The organism is Streptomyces sp. NPDC059861 (assembly GCF_042731435.1).
In the GTDB taxonomy this organism is placed as follows: domain Bacteria; phylum Actinomycetota; class Actinomycetes; order Streptomycetales; family Streptomycetaceae; genus Streptomyces.
On record NZ_JBHWJQ010000013.1, the window covers coordinates 25,551 to 48,413 of the forward strand.

Consider the following 22,863-nt stretch of genomic DNA (forward strand, 5'->3'; position numbering starts at 1 on the left):
TGGCGAAGACCCTCGCGCAGTGTTCGGGAAGGCGCGTCTACCATGGAAGCCTTCACGTCACAGCACCCACCTCGCCGACCTGAAAAGCCCTCAAAAGCTCCGTGGGAAGGCCAGACGAATCCTGATGGGGAACTCAATGTCGTTCATCGGCCGTGACATGGCTGTCGACCTCGGGACCGCCAACACGCTGGTGTACGTCAGGGGTCGCGGGATCGTACTCAACGAGCCGTCCGTCGTCGCGATCAACACCAACACCGGTGGCATCCTCGCGGTCGGTGCCGAAGCGAAGAAGATGATCGGGCGCACGCCCGGCAACATCGTTGCCGTACGTCCGCTGAAGGACGGCGTGATCGCCGACTTCGAGATCACCGAGCGGATGCTCCGCTACTTCATTCTGAAGATCCACAAGCGGCGCTATCTGGCTCGTCCGCGGGTCGTCGTCTGTGTGCCCTCGGGCATCACGGGCGTCGAGCGCCGCGCCGTCATCGAGGCGTCGTCCCAGGCCGGCGCCCGTCAGGTGCACATCATCGAGGAGCCCATGGCGGCGGCCATCGGCTCCGGGCTGCCGGTCCACGAGGCCACGGGCAACATGGTGGTGGACATCGGCGGCGGCACCACGGAGGTCGCGGTCATCTCCCTCGGCGGCATCGTCACCGCCCAGTCCATCCGGGTCGCGGGCGACGAGCTGGACAACGCGATCATCCAGCACATCAAGAAGGAGTACTCGCTCCTGCTGGGTGAGCGCACGGCCGAGCAGATCAAGATCACGATCGGTTCGGCGTACGACCTCGACTCCGACGAGCACACCGAAATCCGCGGCCGGGACCTCGTCTCCGGGCTGCCCAAGACCGTCGTCATCTCGGCCGCCGAAGTGCGCAAGGCGATCGAGGAGCCCGTCAACGCGATCGTGGACGCGGTGAAGACGACGCTCGACAAGTGCCCGCCGGAGCTGTCCGGCGACATCATGGACCGCGGAATCGTTCTGACCGGCGGTGGCGCGATGCTGCGCGGCCTGGACGAGCGGCTGCGCCGGGAGACCGGAATGCCGATCCACATCGCCGAGGACCCGCTGGACAGCGTGGCGCTCGGATCCGGCAAGTGCGTCGAGGAGTTCGAGGCGCTGCAGCAGGTTCTGGACGCCCAACCGCGCAGATGAGGTAACTCTTCGATTCCGCCGTACGAGACCATCGCCTCTCGTACGGCGGATCGTTGATATAGAGGCATAAGCTGCCACAAACAGCCCGTGGGAATCCGCCGTCCGGATTCCCAGCGGGCCGACCCGATTTCCCGGTTCCTATGAGGAAGGGCACGGCCGCCGCACGTGAGGGACACACGAGAGAGCCGGCTGCTCCTGGTGCTGCTGGTCGCCATCGCGTTCGCGCTGATCACGGTGGACATTCGCGGCGGGGAGGATTCACCGGTCGACGGTGCCCGTGGTGCCGCGGCCGCCGCCTTCGGCCCGATCGAGAACGGCGTGTCGTCCGCGGTCGACCCGGTGGGCAACGCGATCGCAGCGATCCGTGACTCCGGCGAGCGACACGACCGGCTCGCCGAACTGGAGCGGCAGAACGCCGACCTGAAGGCCAAACTCGGCAGCGACGACCGCAACCGCAGCCGCCTGAAGCAGCTCGACAAGATGCTGAAGATCGCCGGCCAGGGCCAGTACGGCATCAAGGGCGCCGAGGTCATCGCCATAGGAGCGGCCCAGGGCTTCTCCTGGACCATCACCATCGACATCGGCGCCAACGACGGCATCAAGCGCGACATGACCGTCCTCAACGGCGACGGCCTCGTCGGCCGCGTCACCACCGTCGGCCCGAACACGGCGACCGTACTGCTCGCCAGCGACCCCGACTTCACCGTCGGCACCCGCATGGAAGGCAGCGACGAACTCGGCTTCGCCTCCGGCCAGGGCGACCGCCCGCTGCGCGTCGAACTCCTCAACGGCAAGGCGCAGATCAAGAAGGGCGACCGCCTGGTCACCTTCGGCTCGCAGGCCGACCGGCCGTTCGTGCCCGGCGTCCCGGTCGGCGTGGTCTCCCGTGTCGACCCCTCCGGCGGCGGCCTGACGCGCACCCTGTACGTCACGCCGTTCGTCGGGTTCAGCAAGCTCGACATCGTCGGCGTCGTCGTCCAGACCCCGGAGCGGGACCCGCGCGACACGGTGCTGCCGGCCAAGCCCAAGCCCACGCCGACGCCCACCGTGACGGTGACCGTGACCCCGGGCGCGGAGAACGCCGACGCGTCCGCCGAGGGCGACTCGGCCACCGACGGTGACTCGGCGACCGACAGCGACTCGGCGACCGACGGTCCGTCACCCGACGACGGCCAGTCCCAGCAAGAGGAAGACCAGTAGGGGGAGCTGTACCCATGCGCTTCAACAGGATTCTGCTCTCCTCCACACTGGTAGTCGTCGCCCTGGTGCTCCAGGTGAGTGTCCTCGCCCGGCTGCACCTCCCGGGCGCCGTCCCCGACCTGGTACTGCTCACCGTGCTGGCCCTCGCCCTGGTCTACGGCCATGTCGGCGGCGCCTTGATCGGCTTCGGCGCCGGACTCCTCGCCGACCTCGCCCCGCCCGCCGACCACGCCGCCGGCCGCTACGCGCTGGTGCTCTGCGTCATCGGCTACCTCGCGGGCCTGGTCAAGCCGGAGAACGGCCAGCTCAAGTCGGCCACCGGACCGATGGCCGTGGTCGTCGCCGCCGCGGTCGGCAGCACCCTGCTGTACGCCGGGGTGGGCGCCCTCGTCGGCGACACCGCCGCCCGCCATGTCGGCCTACCCGGTCTGCTGTTCACGGCGGCCCTGTACGACCTGCTGCTCGCGCCCTTCGTCGTGCCCGGCCTGATGGCGCTCGCCCGGCGCGCGGACAACAACCCGCTGGAGACCGGCTCGTCGGCCAAGGCGACGGACATCTCCTCCGGCTGGCTCTCCTCCGGCACCGGACTGCGCATCGGCGGCCAGCGCGGCGGGTTCGGGGGCCTGAAGGTGAAGGCGGCCAGAGCGCGGGTGGCCCGAGCCGGGCGCATCAAGGGGGTCAAGCGGCTGTGAGCGCAGGGCAGTTCACCCGAACGGGGGAGCTCAGGAGGAACCCGGCCTCGCGGGTCGGCCGTTCATCACTCGTACCCGCACACGCGTACGCGCTCTGAGAGGGGGAGGCAACCGCAGTGACCAACATTCCCGAGACCGGACGGACCCCACGGGTCCAGATCCGGCTCGTCGTCATCCAGATCCTCGTCCTCTCCCTCCTGGCCACCCTCGGCGGCCGGCTGTGGTACCTCCAGATCCGCGAGGGCGAGGCCTACGCCAAGGAGGCGTCGGGCAACCACGTCCAGCAGGTCGTCGAGCCCGCCGTGCGCGGCTCCATCCTGGACGCGCGCGGAGTGGCCCTCGCCGACAACGAGACACGGCTGGTGGTCTCCGCCTCCCGCACCGACCTGCTGAAGATGAAGGACGACGGCAAGGGCGTCCTCACCAAGCTCGCGGGCGTGCTGGGCATGACGCCCAAGGACGTCATGGCGAAGGTGCGGCTGTGCGACTCCAAGACGCCGCAGCCGTGCTGGAACGGCTCGCCGTACCAGCCGATCCCCATCACCGACGAGGCCACCCCGCGCCAGGCACTGCAGATCCGTGAGCGCGCCGAGGACTTCCCCGGCATCACCGCCGAGCCACAGGCCGTCCGCCGGTACGCGAGCCCCGGCGCGGCCAACAGCGCCCAGGTGCTCGGCTATCTCTCCCCGGTCACCGACCAGGAGATCCAGCAGGCCCAGGACACCGACTCGCCGTTCCTGCGCTCCGACCAGGTCGGCCGCAGCGGCCTGGAGCGGACCTACGACAAGGAGCTGCGCGGCAAGGCCGGCGTCACCCGCTACGAGGTCGACAACCTCGGCCGGGTCATCGGCCAGGCCGAGGCGGACGCCGCCCAGCCCGGCTCCAACCTCGTCACCAGCATCGACGCCCGCGTCCAGCGGGTCGCCGAGTTCGAGCTGAACGAGGCGATGAAGACCGCCCGCAAGGAGTGGGACCGCAACACCAACGAGCGGTACAAGGCCGACTCCGGCGCGGTGGTGGTGATGGAGGCCAAGACGGGACGGATCGTCGCCATGGCGTCCAACCCGACCTACGACCCCAACGCCTGGGTCGGCGGCATCTCCGCCAAGGACTACGCCCGGCTCACCGGCAAGAAGTCCAACTACCCGCTGCTCAACCGGGCCATACAGGGTCAGGCAGCGCCGGGCTCGATCTTCAAGGTGGTCTCCACCGCGGCCGCGGTCCAGGCCGGCTACGACTTCGACGGCCGCTACAACTGCTCCAGCGCCTACTCGGTCGGCGGCCAGGTCTTCAAGAACTTCGAGTCGCAGAACCACGGCCCGATCAGCCTGGGCCGCGCCCTGGAGGTCTCGTGCGACACGGTCTTCTACCAGCTCGCGCACAACGAGTGGAAGAAGGACGGCGGCATCAACCCCAAGAAGGGGCAGCCCAAGGACCACTTCTACAAGGCCGCCCACCAGTTCGGCCTCGGCAAGGAGACCGGCATCGACCTGCCCAACGAGGTCACCGGCCGTGTCCCCGACCGCCAGTGGAAGCAGCAGTACTGGGAGGCCAACAAGGGCGCCTGGTGCAAGACGGGCAAGAAGGACGGGGACTACGTCCAGCGGATCTCCTACGAGAACTGCCTCGAAGGCAACAAGATGCGCGCCGGTGACGAGATCAACTACTCCATCGGCCAGGGCGACACGCTGGTGACACCGATTCAGATGGCGACGATCTACGCGGCCATCTCCAACGGAGGCACGCTCTACGACCCGTCCGTCGGCAAGGCGATCATCAGCCCCGACGGCAAGCGGATCTCGGAGATCAAGCCCAAGTCGCACGGCAAGCTGCCGGTCACCCGGCAGACGCTGGCCCAGATGGACGAGGCCCTGGAGGGTGTGGCCACCCGGGGTACGGCGGCGTGGCGGTTCGGCGGCTGGCCGCAGGACAAGATCGCGATGCACGCCAAGACCGGTACGGCGGAGGTCTACGGCAAGCAGACCACCTCGTGGTTCGCGACCTACACCGACGACTACGCGATCGTGATGACCATCTCCCAGGGTGGTACGGGCTCGGGCGCCTCGGGCCCGGCCGTGCGCAACATCTACGACGCGCTGTACGGCGTCGCCGACGACGGCGCCATCAACGAGAAGAACGCCCTGCTGCCCACCCCGCAGAAGAACCTGCCGAAGATCCAGGCCGACGGCTCGATCATCGCGCCGAAGGTCTCCAAGGACCCGGCGAAGGACCAGCAGGCCAGCCAGAAGGCCCCGGTGGACGAGGGCGGGCAGGTGCAGACGGCGGCGACCGTGCCGCCCTCGCCCGAGGGCAACCGGAACACCCGGCGCCGCCGGCGCCGCCAGGGCTGCCGCAGCCGCCGCGGGTCGCTCAGCCGAAGGATGCTCACATGACGGGCGCGAACAGCTTCCAGGTCTCCGGATACGGACCCGAGCGCGCGGGCTGGACCCGGCTGTTCGCCCGTGACTCGCTGGCCCGGCGGCTCGACTGGCCGATACTGCTGTCGGCCCTGACGCTGTCCCTGATCGGCGCGATGCTGGTGTTCTCGGCGACCCGCAACCGCACCGAGATCAACCAGGGCGATCCGTACTACTTCCTGGTCCGGCACCTGCTGAACACCGGCATCGGCTTCGCACTGATGATCGGCACGGTCTGGCTCGGCCACCGCACCCTGCGCGGCGCGGTGCCGGTCCTGTACGGAGCGTCGGTCTTCCTGGTCCTGCTGGTCCTGACCCCGCTCGGCACCACGGTCAACGGCGCCCACTCGTGGATCGCGGTCGGCGGCGGCTTCTCCCTCCAGCCCTCGGAGTTCGTGAAGGTCACGATCATCCTCGGCATGGCGATGCTGCTGGCGGCCAGGGTGGACGCGGGCGACAAGCCGTACCCCGACCACCGCACGGTCCTGCAGGCGCTCGGCCTGGCCACGGTGCCGATGCTGATCGTGATGCTCATGCCCGACCTCGGGTCGGTCATGGTGATGGTGGTGATCGTGCTGGGAGTGCTGCTCGCGTCCGGCGCGTCCAACCGGTGGGTGTTCGGGCTGCTCGGCGCCGGTGCCATGGGCGCCATCGCGGTCTGGCAGCTGCACATCCTCGACGACTACCAGATCAACCGCTTCGCCGCGTTCGCCAACCCGGACCTCGACCCGGCAGGCGTGGGCTACAACACCAACCAGGCGCGCATCGCCATCGGCTCGGGCGGACTGACCGGGTCGGGCCTGTTCCAGGGCTCGCAGACCACCGGGCAGTTCGTGCCGGAGCAGCAGACGGACTTCGTGTTCACCGTCGCGGGCGAGGAACTCGGCTTCCTCGGAGGCGGCCTGATAATCCTTCTGCTGGGCGTGGTCCTCTGGCGTGCCTGCCGGATCGCGCTGGAGACGACCGAGCTGTACGGCACGATCGTCGCGGCCGGCATCGTGGCCTGGTTCGCCTTCCAGTCCTTCGAGAACATCGGGATGACCCTGGGGATCATGCCGGTCACCGGTCTGCCACTGCCGTTCGTGTCCTACGGAGGATCGTCAATGTTCGCGATCTGGGTGGCCGTCGGGCTGTTGCAGTCGATCCGGGTGCAGAGACCCATGTCCGCGTGAAGTTTCTCCCCATTCAACCCCCTGGTCACCTGCCGTCATGCCCCGAATCCCATTAGATTCGGGGGATGGCGGATACGAAGCGTGAGATCGAGCGCAAGTACGAGTCCGACGACAGCGGGCTGCCCGACCTGACCGGCGTCGCCGGCGTGGCGGCCGTCCTCGACCAGGGCGTCGCCGAGCTGGACGCCACCTACTACGACACCGTCGACGAGCGACTGGCAGCCGCCTCGATCACCCTGCGCCGCCGCACCGGCGGCTCGGACGCCGGGTGGCATCTGAAACTCCCGGTCACCACCGGCGTCCGCGACGAGATCCACGCGCCGCTCTCCGACCACGTGCCGTCCACACTCGGCGCCCTGGTCCGCTCCCGCGTGCGCGACGACGAGCTGGCCCCCGTGGTCCGGCTGCGCTCGACCCGCGACGTACGCCACCTCATGGACGCCGACGGGCAGCTGCTCGCCGAGGTGTCCCTGGACGCCGTGCGGGCCGAGCGGCTCACCGGGGGCGGTGGGAAGGCCGAGTGGACCGAGATCGAGGTGGAACTCGCCGACGACGGCGACCCGGCATTCCTCGACAAGGTCGAGAAGCGGCTGCGCAAGGCCGGCATCCACCCCTCCGAGTCCCCGTCGAAGCTGGCCAGGGCGCTGGCCGAGACCGGCGGGAAGGGCCGGCCCCGCAAGGAGGACCGGGCCGAGCCGGTCACCGCCGGTGACCACGTGCTGGCGTATGTACGCGCCCAGCGCGACGTGGTCGTCGAGCTCGATCCCGCCGTCCGCCGGGACGTGGAGGACTCGGTGCACCGCATGCGGGTCGCCACCCGCCGGATGCGCAGCACCTTCAAGTCGTACCGCAAGGTCCTCGACCGGGCCGTCACCGACCCGATCGGCGCCGAGCTGAAGTGGCTGGCGGGTGAGCTGGGTGCGGGCCGCGACCAGGAGGTGCTGGCCGAGCGGATCACCGGCGTCATCGAGGAACTGCCGCACGACCTGGTCGCCGGGCCCGTCCGCAACCGGCTGCGCGCCTGGTCGAAGGCGCGGGGCGGGGACTCGCGACGGCAGATCATCGACGTACTGAACGGGCAGCGTTATCTCGCGCTGCTGACCTCGCTGGACGCCCTGCTCGCCGACCCGCCGCTGCGCGCGGCGGCGGCCGGGAAGCCGTCGAAGGTGCTCACCAAGGCCGTGAACAAGGCCTGCGACACGCTGGCCGGCCTGGTCGACCAGGCCCTCGACACCTCGGCCGGGCACGATCGGGACGTGGCGCTGCACGAGGCCCGCAAGAAGGCCAAGCGGGCGCGGTACGCGGCGGAGGTGGCGGCCCCCGCGTTCGGCAAGCCGGCGTCCAAGCTGGTGTCGTCGCTGAAGGACCTCCAGAGCCTGCTCGGCGAGCACCAGGACAGCGTGATGAGCCGGACCGCCCTGAAGGACCTGGCCGAGCAGGCGCACGCCGCCGGGGAGAACTCGTTCACCTACGGCCTGCTCCACGCCCGGGAGGAGCAGCGGGCGGCCGAGGTGGAGGAGGAGCTGCCGGGCGTGTGGAAGGGGATGAGGGGGACGTTCGGGCTCTGAGCGTGCGGAGGGGTGTCCCGGCCGCGTTAGGCTTGATGGTCACCCGCCCCCAGCCTCCGGCCGGGGGTACACCCAGTCAGCTCACGAAAGTCCCGCGATGTCTGCCGAGTCGGTTTTCCCGCAGCTCGAAGCACTGCTCCCGCATGTGCAGAAGCCGATCCAGTACGTCGGTGGAGAACTCAACTCCACCGTCAAGGACTGGGACGCCTGTGATGTCCGCTGGGCGCTCATGTACCCGGACGCGTACGAGGTGGGTCTGCCCAACCAGGGCGTCATGATCCTCTACGAGGTCCTCAACGAGCGTGCGGGGGTCCTCGCCGAGCGGACGTACAGCGTCTGGCCGGACCTGGAGGCGCTGATGCGGGAGCACGGCGTCCCGCAGTTCACGGTGGACGGTCACCGCCCCGTGAAGGCCTTCGACGTGTTCGGCGTCAGCTTCTCCACGGAGCTGGGCTACACGAACCTGCTGACCGCGCTGGATCTGTCGGGGATCCCGCTGGAGGCCAAGGACCGGACCGTCGACGACCCGATCGTCATGGCCGGCGGCCACGCGGCCTTCAACCCCGAGCCGATCGCCGACTTCATCGACTGCGCGGTGATCGGCGACGGCGAGCAGGCCGTCCTGGAGGTCACCGACATCATCCGCGCCTGGAAGGCGGAGGGCCGGCCGGGCGGGCGCGAGGAGCTGCTGTTCCGCCTGGCGCGGACCGGCGGGGTGTACGTGCCCGGCTTCTACGACGTGGAGTACCTGCCGGACGGGCGCATCGGGCGCGTCGTGCCGAACAAGTCGGGTGTGCCGTGGCGGGTGTCCAAGCACACCGTGATGGACCTCGACGAGTGGCCCTACCCGAAGCAGCCCCTGGTGCCGCTGGCGGAGACGGTCCACGAGCGGATGTCCGTCGAGATCTTCCGGGGCTGCACGCGCGGCTGCCGCTTCTGCCAGGCCGGCATGATCACCCGCCCCGTGCGGGAGCGGTCGATCACCGGTATCGGCGACATGGTCGAGAAGGGCCTGAAGGCGACCGGCTTCGAGGAGGTCGGCCTGCTGTCGCTGTCGTCGGCCGACCACAGCGAGATCGGCGACGTCGCCAAGGGCCTCGCGGACCGGTACACGGACGACAAGATCGGCCTGTCGCTGCCGTCGACCCGCGTGGACGCCTTCAACATCGACCTGGCCAACGAGCTGACCAGGAACGGTCGCCGGTCCGGCCTGACCTTCGCACCGGAGGGCGGCTCCGAGCGGATCCGCAAGGTCATCAACAAGATGGTCTCCGAGGACGACCTGATCCGTACCGTCGCGACGGCCTACGGCAACGGCTGGCGGCAGGTGAAGCTCTACTTCATGTGCGGCCTGCCCACCGAGACCGACGACGACGTGCTCCAGATCGCCGACATGGCGACGCGCGTGATCCAGAAGGGCCGCGAGGTCTCCGGCTCCAACGACATCCGCTGCACGGTGTCGATCGGCGGGTTCGTGCCCAAGCCGCACACCCCGTTCCAGTGGGCGCCGCAGCTCTCGGCCGAGGAGACGGACGCCCGTCTCGAAAAGCTCCGCGACAAGATCCGCGGCGACAAGAAGTACGGCCGCTCCATCGGCTTCCGCTACCACGACGGCAAGCCCGGCATCGTCGAGGGCCTGCTCTCGCGCGGTGACCGCCGCATCGGCGCGGTCATCCGCGCGGTCTACGAGGACGGCGGCCGCTTCGACGGCTGGCGTGAGCACTTCTCCTACGACCGCTGGATGGACTGCGCGGACAAGGCGCTCCCGCAGTTCGGCGTGGACGTCGACTGGTACACGACGCGCGAGCGGACGTACGAGGAGGTCCTGCCCTGGGACCACCTGGACTCCGGCCTCGACAAGGACTGGCTGTGGGAGGACTGGCAGGACTCCCTCGACGAGACCGAGGTCGAGGACTGCCGCTGGACGCCGTGCTTCGACTGCGGGGTGTGCCCGCAGATGGACACGGCTATACAAATCGGACCGACCGGGAAGAAGCTGCTGCCGCTCACGGTCAAGAACGCCGGTCCGGCGCCCGCTGCGAGTGGCCACGCGCACTGAGGTGCCGCGGAGGTCGCCGCCTACCTGCGCGGCCATGATGCACGTGTGGGAACTCGGCCCCCAGCGGCAGGCCGACCTGGTGCGCCTGGAGCGAGTTTGCTCCCGGCGCCCCTGGACAGGGGGCGCCCGACGAGCGGGATCCTGCCCGGGCGCCGGCCTCAGGGCGGTGGTGGCAGGAGGGGGCCGAGGGGGCCCAGGTCGAGGTTGAGTTCGTCCATCGTGAGGTCGTAGCGGCGGCACAGTTCCGTCATGCGGTCGTGGAGGATCATCAGCGTCAGGCCCAGCCGCTCCTCCTGCTGCTCGGTGAGACCGCCCTGGTCGACGCGGTGCAGGGCCTGGCGCTCCATCAGCTGGCGGAGCAACTCGACGATCGTGAGCACGAGTTTGACCAGGTCGCGTTCCACCGTCTCCGGCTCGGTCCGGAGGCGGTGGGCGACCGAGGAGCCGCCTTTACTGTCGTCCAGGGGCGGAGGCATCTCGTCCGGCCGGGCCGGGAGCAGGGCGAAGGCGCGTGCCGCGGCGTCGGCCACCTCGTCCAGGCGGCCCGAGTCGGGCGGGCGGTCAGCGGAGCGCGTCATGGGGGTCGCCGCCTTCGGTGAGCGTCTCTCCCGCGGTGGGTGCAGGGGGCAGTTCGGGGAGCATGACTCCCCACTGCTGCTCCTGAACGGCGACGATCACCGCGCGCAGCGAGATCCTGACCAGGTCGATGTCCGCGATCGACAGGACGACGTCACCGGTGAGCACCACGCCGCCGCTCAGCAGCCGGTCGAGCAGGTCGATCAGGGCCACCTGGCGCTGGGCGAGCGGGGGGTCCTCGTACGCGGTCACCGCTGTCGCGCTCCCTCCGGGGCGGCGCCCGGGCCGGCGGCCCGGGTCTCCGGCTCCTGGGCGAAGGAGTACGGCACCCAGGGCCCGGTGACCTCCACCCGTACGCCCGGGAGCCCTTCGGCGGCGTCCAGGACTCGCTCGCGGAACTCCTGGCCCCGGTCGCGCGGGACGAGATAGGCGTCGTTGGCGATGTTCTCCCCGGACGTGCCGGCCAGGCGGCCCTGTTGCGGGCGGTGCCGGGCGCGGGCCACGGCGAGGGTCGCGGCCTGCCCCTCGATACGGCGTACGGCCTCGGCGGCGGACGACCAGGCGTCCTCCCGGGCGTGCCGCTGCTGCCGGCGCTGCCGCAGGTAGGCGCGGCCGGGATCGGGTTCGTCCGCGGCGCTGTCCGGAGGCGACGGCGGGGACGGCCGCGCGGCCGCGGAGGACGTGTCGGCGTAGACCTTCACGCCCCACTCGACATGGTCGGCGAGCCGGTCCAGGAGTGCGGTGAGGGTCTGTTCCCGCTCCGCGAGCATGTCACTGACCCGGGTGTCGTCGAGGTACACGGTCGCCAGCCGCAGCGGCAGCACCGTGCCCCGCGCGCCCAGCGTCTCGATCACGTGATGGTGGGCGCGGGCCACGTTCTCCAGCCAGTCCAGGTCCTCCAGGTGAGCCTTGAGGGCGGCCTCGGAGAAGTCCGCGCCGGGCACCGGGCTGACCGCCGCCGCCAGGTCGCCGTGGCGCACCAGCGTGACGGGCGCGTCCGCGATTCCGACGAGGTCCGCGACCCCGAGGACGCCGGTGAGCGCGTCGTCCTCCGGGGAGGCGCCGGGGCGCAGCACGCCGTACGCGTAACTGAGTCGGTCGTCCATGGGTCAACTCCGGCCGTCGTCGTCCTCGGCGGTCCTGCGCCGCTTGCGCCGGGGCTCGGCGCCGGGCTCGCGGTCCTGATCGCGGTCGCGGTCACGGTCGCGGGCGCGGCGGCGGCCACCGGTGGCGCCCTCCGGCAGTTCCGCCTGCCACTCCGCCATCTGCCTGCGCAGCTGCTCGACCTCGTCGCGCAGGCGCTCGTTCTGCTCCTTCAGGTCGCGGGTGCCGTCGGCGCGGGACGACAGGGCCGGGTCGCGCTCCCACCAGTCGATGCCGATCTCCTTGGCCTTGTCCACCGAGGTGACCAGGAGGCGGAGCCGGATGGTGAGCAGCTCGATGTCGAGCAGGTCGATCTTGATGTCGCCGACGATGACGATGCCCTTGTCGAGCACCCGCTCGAGTATGTCGGCGAGGTTGGCACTGGTTCCCTGGTTGTACGGCTGAAGCGTCCGCGCCGGGGAGGGGCCGGCAGGTGGGGGCTCGGTCACGGCGTCGTCGACCTCGTTCCTGGAAGCGGCTCAGTGTCGTCGGCGCCGGCTACCTGCGGCGCCTGCGGCTCTCGGCCGGGGGTTCCTCGTCGCGGTCCTCGGGCTCTTCGTCCTCCTCTCCGTCGTACTCGTCCTCGTCTTCGTCTTCCTGCTCGTCCTCGTCTGCGGCTGTGTCCGCGTCTGGGTCCCGAGCCGCGTGCTGGTCCCTCTCGTCGTAGCGGTCCTCGGGCTGTGCCTCGTCGTCCTCGTACTCCTCGTCGTCCTCGGCGCGCGTCTGCTCCTCCCCGCGGGCCTCCAGGTCCTCCTCCTCGTACTCCTCGTGCAGGCCACGGACCAGCTCGCCGTCGCGGATCTCTTCGCGCAGCATCACGAACTTGCGGAAGAGCTTCAGGTCGAGCCGGGCACGGCGGCCCTGGGCCCGCCAGAGATTTCCGGTCTTCTCGACGAGTCCCTGGGGGACGTGGTCGAGGACCAGCAGGACCTTGGTGAGGTTCTCGGCCACCGGGTGGAAGGTGACCACCCCGCTGGTTGTGCCGCCGGCCCCTTCGGAGATCCAGGCGATCCGCTCGTCGGGCACCCGCTCGGTGATCGTCCCGGACCACGCGCGGCCGGCCTTGGCGATCTTGGTCTCCTCGACGCCCGTCACGTCCTCGGCGGACCGGCCGAACTCCGTGAACCGCGTCCACTGGTCGTACGCCTCGCGCACCGGAACGCCGATGTCGATGTCCTCGATGACGGTCATGCTCCTGGCGCCGCCGTGCGACGACCCGTGCGTGTGGCCGGCGGCCTGCTTGATCTTGTCTGTCACGGCGTCCTTGGCGTGCACGGCGCCTTCCTTGGCCTGGGACGCCTGCCCGCCGAGCAACTTGCCTCCTTTGCCGAGGCCGTGGACGAGCGCGCCGGGTTCCAGATGGGCGGAGCCGATCCGGTTCGCCGCGTCGCCCACCTTGTGTCCCACGCCGGCCAGGATGTGCTCCAGGCGGGTCTCGGCGTAGGCGCCCAGCTCCTCCACCAGCTTCGCGCCCGGGCTCTTCAGGGTGTCGGTACCGCGCGGCGATCCCGGTACGGGTGCCTTGACGTCAGCCATCGTCCGACTCCCTCGCTCGCGAGGAGCCCCTCGGCCTCGAGGACGTCCTGTGCGCCACGCTGCCGGACTTCGGCTGCGACGACATCCGGCGTACCGCCTTCTTGGCCTTGAGCTGCCTTTCCTCCTTCTCCTCGCGCGGCTCCTCGGCCTCGAGGTCCTCGTCCTCCTGTTGCCGCAATCGTCCCTGCTGCCCCTGCAGGCCGAGGGTGCGCTCGTGGAGCGAGTCGGCGAGGTGGTTGACCTGGGCGTTCACCACGGAGGTCGCCGCTGCCCTGGCCACGCCGGCCAGTTCGGTGCGGGCCTGCTGGCTGAGGTTGCCGAGCACGGGCGCGAAGGCCTCCGCGAGGTCTCCGGCCTTCGCGCGCCTGACGGCCATCGCCAGGGCGAGCCCCAGGGCGGCCTTGGCGTTCTTGTTACGGCCCAGCGCATAGCCGCCGATGAGGGCAGCTCCCACTTTGGCGTTGTTCATGATGCCGACCTTCCGAGCTGGTACAGCCTGATCTCCTCCAGCCGTCCCAGCAGTTCCTCCTCGCGTGCCGCGAAGTCCTCCTCGTCGATACGGCCCTGCGTGCGCGCCCGCTCCAGGTCGGCGAGCGCCGCCTGGATGGGGGTGGGGTCGTAGTACTCGTTCTCCGCGGCTTGAACGACCTTGTCGAGCACCCAGCCCACGCCTCGCACCGGGGCGAAGGGCAGTGCCAGGACCTCGAAGACCAGTCCCACGGTGCCTCCTTGTGTCGTGCGGCCAGGTGCCGTCGGTGGGTGTCAGGCGAAGCTGTAGGGCGGCAGTGGACCGCGGAGCCGTAGCTCGGCCCCCTCGGGCAGCTGCCCGGCGAGCTCCGCGCAGGCGTCGGTGAACTCCTGGGACTTCTCGTCGTCCACCAGGAACGAGGCGTTGACGAAGTACTGCTCCGAGGACGGCGACAGGCTCTCCGCCTGAGCCAACGGCCGCAGCGCGGTGACGACCTGGGTGGCGAGCGCCTCCTCGCGGCCCTGCACCTGCTGGGCCACGAGCTGGCCGAGTTCCATCCGCTGCTCGGGGCTCCCGCCCTCGCGCGTCGCCTCGTTCAACTCACGTATCCGGTCGGAGTCCTCGATGATCCGTCGCAGCAGCGAGTCCTCGTCCTGCACGCCCTTGACGTTGAACTCCACCCGGTCGGCGAGTTCGGCCATCCTCTGGGCGTACTGGTCGGAGCCCTGCTCCAGGACGACACGTACGGCGTCCTCGTCCTGGGCGACGAACCCGAAGCCCAGCGGCAGCGAGACGCCGTCGGACCACAACCGCTCCTGCACCGTGTGATGTGCCTCGAGGTCCCGGCGGGCGATCGACAGGTCCGCTGGGGCCTCGCTGACCACGGCGCACAGCGAGTCGCCGCGCACCACACGCAGTTCGGAGGGCGCCTCGCCGACGCCCTTGAGGCCGTCGAGGCGCAGCGGATGCGATGCCTCGGTGATGGCGTAGACGTACAGGGACATCGCTCACTCCTCGCGGTCCTTGGAGGAACGGCGCTCGGAGCGGCGCTCGGCCGGTTCGCGCTCCCGCTCCCGCCGCTCGCCCCTGCCGCGCCGAGGTCGTTCACCGCTCTCGATCTCGTCGCGGCCGCCCTGCAGGGACTCCGTGAAGGCCTCGACGGCGCCGCTCAGCGCGCCCTTGCTCTTGCCCTTGGCGCCGCCCTCGGTGACCCGCTCCATCACGTCGGGCAGCTGGGCCGGGGCCTTGCGGCCCGCTTCCAGGTCCAGCCGGTTGCATGCCTCGGCGAAGCGCAGATACGTGTCCACGCTGGCCACGACGATACGGGCGTCGATCTTGGCTATCTCGATGCCGACCAGGGAGACCCGTACGAAGGCGTCGATCACCAGACCGCGGTCCAGGACCAACTCCAGTACGTCGTAGAGGTTCCCGGAGCCCGAACTGGGGGCGGGTACCGCGCCGCCGCCCGGCGTCACAGTCACGATCTGCTCCCTTCGTTCCGGTCGAGCTGGGCGCGCGTGTAGCGGCGCCCGCGTCTGTAGGCCAGCAGTTGGCCGGCCGGGTCCATCGCGACCTCGTAGCTGGCCATCACGCTCGTGGTCTCGGGGATGCGCTCCAGCTCGACGACCTCGACCTCGGCCTCCCAGCCGTCGTCCGTCGGCTTCAGCGCGGAGACGGACTCAGGTCGCCGGCCGAGCAGCTCCGCGAGTTGCTCGGTCGCCTGCCGCATCGCCTCGGGGGCCGAGACTCTCTCGTTGTCGGGCATATCATCACCAATCGTTGTCAATCCTCCGTGTCTCCCAAAACGCCCTCCTGTATCGCTCCGGTCAGCAGGTTTTCGGGCGTCCTGGTGCATCCGGAGCGCGGCCGGTGGCGTCTACTGGGGTATGGACCTGGGAAAACCGCCACCTCAGCCGCCACCTGACGGGTGCCTTGTGGTCGCGATCCGCGTACCCGTGCGGCTCGTGATGCTCGTCCTCGTGCTGCCGGTGCGCATGGCCTGGGACGCGCTGGTCGTCGCCGGGCGGTTCGTCGACGACACGGTGCTGAGGCCGACCGGGCGGGCGCTGCTGTGGCTGGGGCGGGCGGTGTTCGTGTGGCCGTTCGTCGCGCTGTGGCGCTGGGTGCTGGTTCCGGTGGGCCGGACGTTCGCCTGGCTCGGGAACGTGCTCGTCGTCGTGCCCTGCGGGTGGCTGTACCGGTACGTCCTGACGCCCGCCGGGCAGGCGATCGCCTGGGTGGGACGGGGGATCGCCGCCGGGCTGGAGTGGGTGTACGCGCGCGTGCTCACGCCCGTCGGACACGCGGTCATGTGGGTCCTGAGGGGCGTCGGCGCCGTGCTCGCCGTCGTCGGCGCCGGGGTGTTCACCGCCGTGGTGTGGCTGGTGCGCCACCTCCTCGTCGCGCCCGCCGCCTGGCTGTACGTGCGGGTCCTCACGCCGGTCGGACGGGCGATCGTGTGGTGCCTGCAAGGGCTCGTGTGGCTCGTGGGCATGGTCTTCACGGGCATCGGCGCGGCCCTGTACTGGACCTGCCGGATCCTGTTCGTGCTGCCCGCCCTCGCGGTGTGGCGCTGGGGCCTGGTGCCCGTCGGGCAGGTGCTCGCGGTCGTCGGGCGCGAGGTCGGCGCCGCGCTGGGGCACGCCTGGCGGGTCGCTGGGCACATCTCGCTCGCCGTCGGCCGGTTCCTCGGCACGCTCTCGCGGTGGATCTTCGTGGAACCGGTGCGTTGGGTCCGCACGCGCGTGCTCACACCTGCCGGTCATCTCGTCCGGGACGTGGTGCTGCGGCCGGTGGGCGAGGCGCTGCGCGCCGTGGGGCGGGCCTCGCGGCAGGCGCTGGCGTCCGCACGGGCGAGCGTGCGGCAGGCACGGGCCGACTTCCGGCGGATGCTCTTCGGCGAGCCCCGGCAGCGGCCGGAGGTGGCCCGGCGGGAACCTGTGGCCGCCGAGACACGTACTCTTGGTAGCAGTAAGACCGCTCTCACGAAGGACTGAACGACACTGGGCAAGCGACAGCCCGAAGGCCCGCCGCCGGCACCCGCGGTGCAGCGCGTCCGACTGCGCTACACCAAGCGCGGCCGCCTCCGGTTCACCAGCCACCGTGACTTCCAGCGCGCCTTCGAGCGTGCGCTGCGCCGCGCCGAGGTACCCATGGCGTACTCGGCGGGGTTCACCCCGCACCCGAAGGTGTCGTACGCCAATGCCGCACCCACCGGCACGGGCAGTGAGGCGGAGTACCTGGAGATCGCGCTCACCGCGCCGCGCGATCCGGAGAAGCTCCGGATCCTCCTCGACGAGTCGATGCCCACCGGGCTCGACATCGTCGACGCCGTCGAGGCCCGAACGTCGGGCCTCGCCGACCGGCTGACGGCCTCCGTCTGGGAGTTGCGCCTGACCGGCGTGGACCCGGGCGACGCCGCGCGTGCCGTGGCCGCGTTCAACGCGGCCGAGGCCGTCGAGGTGCAGCGGCTGACCAAGAACGGCGTCCGCACCTTCGACGCCCGCCCGGCGGTCGTGAGCCTCGAAAGCCGCGACGGCCGTACGGCCTCGGAGGCGCAGCATCCGCAGGCTGATAGGCCGACCGACCAGCCCTGTGCGATACTGCGGCTGGTTGTTCGGCACGTGACGCCTGCCGTACGACCCGACGACGTCCTGTCCGGTCTCCGCGCCGTGGCCGACCTGGCGCCGCCGGTCCCCGCAGCGGTGACCAGGCTGGCGCAGGGGCTGTTCGATGAAGAGACCGGCACGGTGACAGACCCGCTCGCGCCTGACCGCGAGGCGGGTCCCGCGTAGGACGGACGTCGTAGCGCCGCCCTCGTACTCGGGAGCCACCTGGGTCGGGCAGCGCACCGACCACAAGACTTTCGCCAGGCCGTACGCAACACGGCATACGGAACCGGCGAGACAGGACAACAGAGAGCTCCCGTGCGGCGCCCGCGCCCCGGACGGCGGCAGTCGCGCATCGCGCGAGCCGCGGACGTCACCGGCACCACTGCCGGACCAGGTGCGGCGCCCGGGAGCCTGACGGGAGAAACGCCCGCATGCTCGAGCCGATCGAACCCGCCGAGGGTTCCGAACTCAATACACCCAGCGACACCCTGCCGCCGCGTCGGCGCCGTGGCGCTTCCCGACCGGCGGGTCCACCCGCCGCCACGTCCGGGACGCCCGCGGAGACGGTCGAGCCGGCCATACCGGCCGCCGACGCCGCCGAGCCGGCCTCGGGCGATCTGCCCTCCGGAGAACCCGCCGGCCTGGCTGCCACCGACCTCTCCTCCGCGGCTTCCGAGGAGGCCGGGGACGTCGACGAGGCGCTCGAGGCGTCCGCGACCGAAGAGGTCGCCGACGCCGACGAGGAGTCCGCGCCGGTCGAGGAGGCCGCGCCCGCCGGGCGTTCGCGTCGCCGGGCGACGCGCCGGGCTTCCGCGCCCGCCGGTGCGCCGGTGTCCGCCGAGGCCGCCGAGACCGTGGTGCCGGCCGCCGCTCCCGCCGCCGAGCCGGTGGACGAGAGCGCGGTCGCCCATGTCGTCGACGAGCCCGCGGCGCCGCGTCGCCGCCGTGCCACGCGCCGGGCGTCCGCCCCCGCCGGTGCGCCGGTGACCGTCGAGGGCGCCGAGCCCACCGACACTCCGGCCGCCGCGTCCGTGAGCGCCGAGGTGCCCGCCGCCGGTGCCGCCGACGAGGAGTCCGCGCCGGTCGAGGAGGCCGCGCCCGCCGGGCGCACCCGTCGCCGGGCGACCCGCCGGGGTTCGGCGCCGACCGAGACTCCGGCCGATGCCGGGACCGCGCAGCAGGAAGACGTCGTACCCGCCACCGAGGCATCGGCAGGGATCGCCGCCGCCGAGGAGAGCGAGGCGACCGACGAAGCCGCTCCGCGCCGCGCCCGTCGCCGGGCCACGCGCCGGGTGACGGCGCCCGCCGAGACGGCCGCGACCGCCGCGGACGAGACCGCCACCGCCGTGGACGAGACCGCCGGGGCCACCGCTGAGCAGGGCGTCGAGGTCGACGGTGAGCAGGCCGACGAGGCCGCCGCGCCGCGTCGTACGCGCCGCCGTCGGGGTGCCGCCGCCGAGGCGGCCGCCGAGACCGCCGTCGCGGAATCCGTCGAGCCCGCGCGGGCCGAGCAGCCCGCCGTGACCGAGCCCGCCGAGCCCGCCGAGTCCGCCGAGGCCGAGGGCGCCGAACAGGGTGGTGCCACGCGTCGTGCGCGGCGACGGGTCGTGCGCAAGGCGGCGACCGGGTTCGCCGCGCCCGCCCAGTCCGGGTCCGGCGAGGGTGACGCACTGCGTCCACCGGCGCGGCCCGCGGTCGCGGTGTTCCAGCCACCGGTGTTCACCGAGCCGAGGTTCCAGACGCCCGAGCGGGCCGCCGCCGAAGCCGCCGCCGAGGCGGCGGAGGAGGCCCCCGAGGCCGAGGAGTTCCCCGAGGAGCCGACCGGGTCGCGGCGTCGCCGCCGGCGCCGGGGTGCCGGACCCGCGGAGGAGCCCGAGACGCAGGCCGTCGAGACCGCCGTGGACGACGAGGCGGAGGAGCCCGAGGAGAGCACCGAGAACACCGTCGAGGACGACGAGGGCGAGGAGACCGGGTCCCGTCGCCGTCGCCGCCGGGGTGGCCGGCGCCGCCGTCGGGGCGAGTCCGGTGACTTCGCCGACGGTGACGGCGACGAACTCGCCGCCGAGCAGGCCGCGCAGGACGCCGAGGACACCGCCGAGCAGATCGACGAGGACGCCGACGAGGACGACCGCTCCGGCGGGGACTTGGGGGGTTCGTCCTCCAGCCGCCGTCGCCGCCGTCGTCGTCGCCGGGCCGGCGACAGCGGCCCGGACACCGAGCCGTCCGCCGACGACCCCGAGCGCACGGTCGTCAAGGTCCGCGAGCCGCGGCCGCTGCGGGAGAAGGGTGCCGAGCCGTCCGACGAGGTGCAGTCCATCAAGGGCTCCACGCGTCTGGAGGCCAAGAAGCAGCGCCGCCGCGAGGGCCGTGAGCAGGGCCGCCGCCGGGTGCCGATCATCACCGAGGCCGAGTTCCTGGCCCGCCGCGAGGCCGTCGAGCGCGTGATGGTCGTCCGCCAGCACGGCGACCGTACGCAGATCGGTGTCCTGGAGGACGGCGTGCTCGTCGAGCACTACGTCAACAAGGAGCAGTCGACCTCGTACGTCGGCAACGTCTACCTCGGCAAGGTGCAGAACGTGCTGCCGTCGATGGAGGCCGCCTTCATCGACATCGGCAAGGGCCGCAACGCGGTCCTCTACGCCGGCGAGGTCAACTTCGAGGCGCTGGGCATGGCCAACGGGCCGCGCCGCATCGAGTCCGCCCTGAAGTCCGGCCAGTCCGTGCTCGTGCAGGTCACGAAGGACCCGATCGGGCACAAGGGCGCGCGTCTGACCAGCCAGGTCTCCCTCCCGGGCCGCTACCTCGTGTACGTGCCCGAGGGCTCGATGACCGGCATCAGCCGCAAGCTGCCCGACACCGAGCGGGCCCGGCTGAAGACCATCCTCAAGAAGATCGTCCCCGAGGACGCGGGCGTCATCGTGCGTACCGCGGCCGAGGGCGCGAGCGAGGACGAGCTGCGCCGGGACGTCGAGCGGCTCCAGGCGCAGTGGGAGGAGATCCAGAAGAAGGCCAAGAGCGGCAACGCGCCGACTCTGCTGTACGGCGAGCCGGACATGACCGTCCGTGTCGTGCGCGACATCTTCAACGAGGACTTCTCCAAGGTCGTCGTCAGCGGCGAGGACGCCTGGGGGACCATCCACGGCTACGTCGCGCACGTCGCGCCCGACCTGGCCGGACGGCTGTCGAAGTGGACCTCCGAGGTCGACGTCTTCGCCACGTACCGGATCGACGAGCAGCTCGCCAAGGCGCTGGACCGCAAGGTCTGGCTGCCCAGCGGCGGTTCGCTGGTGATCGACCGGACCGAGGCGATGGTCGTCGTCGACGTCAACACCGGCAAGTTCACCGGCCAGGGCGGCAACCTGGAGGAGACGGTCACCAGGAACAACCTGGAGGCGGCCGAGGAGATCGTCCGCCAGCTGCGGCTGCGTGACCTCGGCGGCATCATCGTCATCGACTTCATCGACATGGTGCTGGAGTCCAACCGGGACCTGGTGCTGCGGCGCCTGCTGGAGTGCCTGGGCCGGGACCGTACGAAGCACCAGGTCGCCGAGGTGACCTCGCTGGGCCTGGTCCAGATGACCCGCAAGCGGGTCGGCCAGGGTCTGCTGGAGTCGTTCTCCGAGACCTGCGTCCACTGCAACGGGCGCGGCGTCATCGTGCACCTGGAGCAGCCGACGGCGAGCGGTGGCGGCGGCAAGCGCAAGAAGCGCGCGCGGGCCGGTGCCGAGCACCCGGAGCACACGCACGAGGTGGTGGCCGGCGGGACCGCCGAGGAGGAGGCGGAGACCGAGTCCGAGGTCGCCGCCGAGGTCGCCGAGCCGGTGGCGCTGGCGTCGCCGGAGTTCGCGCCGGACGAGGAGCTGTACAGCAGCGTCGCCGAGGCCGAGGCCGCCGCGTCGCGCGGTCGTTCGCGCCGCCGGTCGAGCCGTCGGGCGTCCGCTCCGGCGGGCGCGCCCGCGCCGAAGAGCGAGGCCGGCCTGCCGGTGCCCACGGCTCAGGACGTGACGGCCGAGGAGGAGGCCGCGCGTCCGGTGCAGCCGGAGCCGGCCGCCGCGGCGCACGCGGAGCCGATGGCCGTCGAGGACCCGGTGGTCGAGGCCGCCCCGGCGGAGGCTCCCGCCGAGGAGGCCGCGCCCAAGGGCCGTACGCGCCGTCGCGCCACCCGCAAGGTGAGCGCACCGGCCGGGGCGCCCGCGTCGGCGTCGGCCGAGACGGCTGTGATGACGGTCGCCGAGACCGCGCCGGCCGTGCCGGAGACCGCGCAGGAGCCGGTCGCGGCGCAGCCGGAGCGGGCCGAGACGCCCGCCGAGGCAGCCGCCCCGGCCCGTCCGCGCCGCCGTGCGGTCCGCAAGGCCACCGCGCCGACCGCGTCGGAGGAGGCGGCCGTGCTGGTCGTCCCGTCGGCGGAGGCGCAGGAGCCGGTCGCGGAGCAGGCCGCCCACGAGGCCGAGCAGGCCCTCGTGGAGGCCAGGGCGGCCGCCGCCGAGGCCGTCCACGAGGACGAGGGCGACGCGGAGTCCGCCCCGGCCAGGAAGACGGCCCGCAAGACGGCGAAGAAGGCCACGGCGAAGAAGGCCGCCACCAAGAAGACCGCGGCCAAGAAGACGGTCGCGAAGAAGGCGACGGCCAAGAAGACGGCGGCGAAGTCCACCACCAAGGCGACCGCCGCCAAGGCCACCAAGGCGACGTCGAAGAAGACGGCGGCGGCCGAGCAGTCGCAGCCGACCGTGTCGGTCTCGACGGAGGACTGACCGGCCCTTCACACAGCGGTCGAGCGCGGGGCACCCGATGGACGGGGTGCCCCGCGCTCGACCGTACTGGTGAGGTGCCGTGCGGGTGCACCTTGAAGGACGGCACCCAAGAAAGGCACCACCTGCGCCGCCTTCCTCACCCGCGCGGCCGCGTTCTTCGCCGGCCACGGCATCGCCCGCACCGAGCGCGTGATGACCGACAACGCCCGCAACTACCGCACCTCCGGCGCGTTCCGGGATGCCTGCCAAAGCCTGGGCGCGAAGCAGGAGTTCACCCGGCCCCACTGCCCCTGGACCAACGGCAAGGTCGAACGCCTCAACCGCCCCTGCGGGCGGAATGGGCCCACCGAGTACACCCGGAGCGGCATCGCACGGGGCTCGGTTTGACCCCTCAAGCCGGGCCCCGTAACCTTGACCGTCGGCGTGTCGAGTGGCATGCCACATCCCCGTAAACCTCTTCCTCCGGAGCGCCGGGCGCTTCGGAGAGGCCGCTTCGCCTGTCGCGGCTGGACT

20 protein-coding genes and 1 pseudogene are annotated in these 22,863 nt (G+C 71.5%); 11 read left to right on the forward strand and 10 right to left on the reverse strand.

The window, feature by feature from the left end; genetic code table 11:
• Window positions 1-136 precede the first annotated feature (136 nt).
• The 7 genes from ACFV6X_RS14085 (at window position 137) to ACFV6X_RS14115 (ending at window position 10,264) form a co-directional block, all read left to right on the forward strand.
• A complete protein-coding gene (locus ACFV6X_RS14085; RefSeq protein ID WP_365452312.1) occupies window positions 137-1,156 on the forward strand; it encodes a rod shape-determining protein in 1,020 nt (339 codons plus the stop codon).
• A gap of 165 nt (window positions 1,157-1,321) precedes the next feature.
• Window positions 1,322-2,356, forward strand: a complete 1,035-nt coding sequence (gene mreC / locus ACFV6X_RS14090) for a rod shape-determining protein MreC (protein WP_385382370.1) — start codon at window positions 1,322-1,324, stop codon at window positions 2,354-2,356.
• A 14-nt stretch (window positions 2,357-2,370) separates the two neighbouring features.
• Window positions 2,371-3,048 (forward strand): rod shape-determining protein MreD, encoded by a 678-nt coding sequence (gene mreD / locus ACFV6X_RS14095; RefSeq protein WP_385382373.1) that lies wholly within the window; start codon window positions 2,371-2,373, stop codon window positions 3,046-3,048.
• Between the two features lie 116 nt (window positions 3,049-3,164).
• The gene (gene mrdA / locus ACFV6X_RS14100; protein WP_385382376.1) at window positions 3,165-5,441 is read left to right on the forward strand and encodes a penicillin-binding protein 2; all 2,277 of its coding nucleotides are present in this window, start codon (window positions 3,165-3,167) and stop codon (window positions 5,439-5,441) included.
• A complete protein-coding gene (gene rodA / locus ACFV6X_RS14105) occupies window positions 5,438-6,637 on the forward strand; it encodes a rod shape-determining protein RodA (RefSeq protein WP_365452320.1) in 1,200 nt (399 codons plus the stop codon). The genes mrdA and rodA overlap by 4 nt, the downstream gene beginning before the upstream one ends.
• A 65-nt stretch (window positions 6,638-6,702) precedes the next feature.
• The gene (locus ACFV6X_RS14110) at window positions 6,703-8,205 is read left to right on the forward strand and encodes a CHAD domain-containing protein (protein ID WP_385382380.1); all 1,503 of its coding nucleotides are present in this window, start codon (window positions 6,703-6,705) and stop codon (window positions 8,203-8,205) included.
• A 97-nt stretch (window positions 8,206-8,302) separates the two neighbouring features.
• Complete coding sequence (locus ACFV6X_RS14115; protein WP_385382383.1) at window positions 8,303-10,264, forward strand: TIGR03960 family B12-binding radical SAM protein; 1,962 nt, start codon at window positions 8,303-8,305, stop codon at window positions 10,262-10,264.
• A 158-nt stretch (window positions 10,265-10,422) separates the two neighbouring features.
• Here ACFV6X_RS14115 and ACFV6X_RS14120 read toward each other — a convergent pair whose 3' ends face one another.
• Genes ACFV6X_RS14120 through ACFV6X_RS14165 form a run of 10 tightly spaced genes read right to left on the reverse strand, consistent with a single transcriptional unit; the run spans window position 10,423 to window position 15,753 of the window.
• Complete coding sequence (locus tag ACFV6X_RS14120) at window positions 10,423-10,842, reverse strand: gas vesicle protein K (protein ID WP_385382387.1); 420 nt, start codon at window positions 10,840-10,842, stop codon at window positions 10,423-10,425.
• Window positions 10,826-11,092: a gas vesicle protein gene (locus ACFV6X_RS14125; RefSeq protein WP_385382389.1), complete on the reverse strand. Its 267-nt coding sequence runs from the start codon at window positions 11,090-11,092 to the stop codon at window positions 10,826-10,828. Before ACFV6X_RS14125 ends, ACFV6X_RS14120 begins: the two co-directional genes overlap by 17 nt.
• Window positions 11,089-11,946, reverse strand: a complete 858-nt coding sequence (locus ACFV6X_RS14130; RefSeq protein ID WP_385382392.1) for a GvpL/GvpF family gas vesicle protein — start codon at window positions 11,944-11,946, stop codon at window positions 11,089-11,091. Before ACFV6X_RS14130 ends, ACFV6X_RS14125 begins: the two co-directional genes overlap by 4 nt.
• Before the next feature lie 3 nt (window positions 11,947-11,949).
• Complete coding sequence (locus ACFV6X_RS14135) at window positions 11,950-12,432, reverse strand: gas vesicle protein (protein WP_385382395.1); 483 nt, start codon at window positions 12,430-12,432, stop codon at window positions 11,950-11,952.
• A gap of 49 nt (window positions 12,433-12,481) precedes the next feature.
• Window positions 12,482-13,519 carry a cyclase gene (locus tag ACFV6X_RS14140; protein WP_385382398.1) on the reverse strand — a complete coding sequence of 346 codons (1,038 nt, stop codon included), beginning with the start codon at window positions 13,517-13,519 and terminating at the stop codon, window positions 12,482-12,484.
• Window positions 13,512-13,988, reverse strand: a complete 477-nt coding sequence (locus tag ACFV6X_RS14145; RefSeq protein WP_385382401.1) for a hypothetical protein — start codon at window positions 13,986-13,988, stop codon at window positions 13,512-13,514. The genes ACFV6X_RS14140 and ACFV6X_RS14145 overlap by 8 nt, the downstream gene beginning before the upstream one ends.
• A complete protein-coding gene (locus ACFV6X_RS14150) occupies window positions 13,985-14,239 on the reverse strand; it encodes a gas vesicle protein GvpG (protein ID WP_385382403.1) in 255 nt (84 codons plus the stop codon). The genes ACFV6X_RS14145 and ACFV6X_RS14150 overlap by 4 nt, the downstream gene beginning before the upstream one ends.
• A 42-nt stretch (window positions 14,240-14,281) precedes the next feature.
• On the reverse strand, window positions 14,282-14,992 hold the full coding sequence (locus ACFV6X_RS14155; protein WP_385382406.1) for a GvpL/GvpF family gas vesicle protein: 711 nt from the start codon (window positions 14,990-14,992) through the stop codon (window positions 14,282-14,284).
• A 3-nt stretch (window positions 14,993-14,995) separates the two neighbouring features.
• Complete coding sequence (locus ACFV6X_RS14160) at window positions 14,996-15,469, reverse strand: gas vesicle structural protein GvpA (protein ID WP_365452354.1); 474 nt, start codon at window positions 15,467-15,469, stop codon at window positions 14,996-14,998.
• Window positions 15,466-15,753, reverse strand: coding sequence for a gas vesicle protein (locus tag ACFV6X_RS14165; protein ID WP_385382409.1), 288 nt, complete (start codon window positions 15,751-15,753; stop codon window positions 15,466-15,468). The genes ACFV6X_RS14160 and ACFV6X_RS14165 overlap by 4 nt, the downstream gene beginning before the upstream one ends.
• Before the next feature lie 121 nt (window positions 15,754-15,874).
• Here ACFV6X_RS14165 and ACFV6X_RS14170 point away from each other — a divergent pair, with 121 nt between their 5' ends.
• From ACFV6X_RS14170 to ACFV6X_RS14185, 4 genes and pseudogenes are all read left to right on the forward strand, one after another.
• On the forward strand, window positions 15,875-16,984 hold the full coding sequence (locus ACFV6X_RS14170) for a hypothetical protein (RefSeq protein ID WP_385382410.1): 1,110 nt from the start codon (window positions 15,875-15,877) through the stop codon (window positions 16,982-16,984).
• Between the two features lie 48 nt (window positions 16,985-17,032).
• Complete coding sequence (locus tag ACFV6X_RS14175) at window positions 17,033-17,782, forward strand: TIGR03936 family radical SAM-associated protein (RefSeq protein ID WP_385382413.1); 750 nt, start codon at window positions 17,033-17,035, stop codon at window positions 17,780-17,782.
• A 248-nt stretch (window positions 17,783-18,030) separates the two neighbouring features.
• On the forward strand, window positions 18,031-22,350 hold the full coding sequence (locus tag ACFV6X_RS14180) for an Rne/Rng family ribonuclease (protein ID WP_385382416.1): 4,320 nt from the start codon (window positions 18,031-18,033) through the stop codon (window positions 22,348-22,350).
• A 108-nt stretch (window positions 22,351-22,458) separates the two neighbouring features.
• Window positions 22,459-22,700, forward strand: a pseudogene (locus tag ACFV6X_RS14185) (integrase core domain-containing protein); the annotation flags it as partial.
• Window positions 22,701-22,863 lie beyond the last annotated feature (163 nt).

Excerpts from the sequence above, each read along its gene's own strand:
- rodA (WP_365452320.1), top strand. The coding sequence starts at position 5,438 with ATGACGGGCGCGAACAGCTTCCAGGTCTCCGGATACGGACCCGAGCGC.
- ACFV6X_RS14140 (WP_385382398.1), bottom strand. The coding sequence starts at position 13,519 with ATGGCTGACGTCAAGGCACCCGTACCGGGATCGCCGCGCGGTACCGAC.
- ACFV6X_RS14180 (WP_385382416.1), top strand. The coding sequence starts at position 18,031 with ATGCTCGAGCCGATCGAACCCGCCGAGGGTTCCGAACTCAATACACCC.
- ACFV6X_RS14130 (WP_385382392.1), bottom strand. The coding sequence starts at position 11,946 with ATGGACGACCGACTCAGTTACGCGTACGGCGTGCTGCGCCCCGGCGCC.
- ACFV6X_RS14115 (WP_385382383.1), top strand. The coding sequence starts at position 8,303 with ATGTCTGCCGAGTCGGTTTTCCCGCAGCTCGAAGCACTGCTCCCGCAT.
- ACFV6X_RS14085 (WP_365452312.1), top strand. The coding sequence starts at position 137 with ATGTCGTTCATCGGCCGTGACATGGCTGTCGACCTCGGGACCGCCAAC.
- ACFV6X_RS14170 (WP_385382410.1), top strand. The coding sequence starts at position 15,875 with ATGGACCTGGGAAAACCGCCACCTCAGCCGCCACCTGACGGGTGCCTT.
- ACFV6X_RS14110 (WP_385382380.1), top strand. The coding sequence starts at position 6,703 with ATGGCGGATACGAAGCGTGAGATCGAGCGCAAGTACGAGTCCGACGAC.
- ACFV6X_RS14165 (WP_385382409.1), bottom strand. The coding sequence starts at position 15,753 with ATGCCCGACAACGAGAGAGTCTCGGCCCCCGAGGCGATGCGGCAGGCG.
- ACFV6X_RS14155 (WP_385382406.1), bottom strand. The coding sequence starts at position 14,992 with ATGTCCCTGTACGTCTACGCCATCACCGAGGCATCGCATCCGCTGCGC.
- ACFV6X_RS14120 (WP_385382387.1), bottom strand. The coding sequence starts at position 10,842 with ATGACGCGCTCCGCTGACCGCCCGCCCGACTCGGGCCGCCTGGACGAG.
- mreD (WP_385382373.1), top strand. The coding sequence starts at position 2,371 with ATGCGCTTCAACAGGATTCTGCTCTCCTCCACACTGGTAGTCGTCGCC.
- ACFV6X_RS14145 (WP_385382401.1), bottom strand. The coding sequence starts at position 13,988 with ATGAACAACGCCAAAGTGGGAGCTGCCCTCATCGGCGGCTATGCGCTG.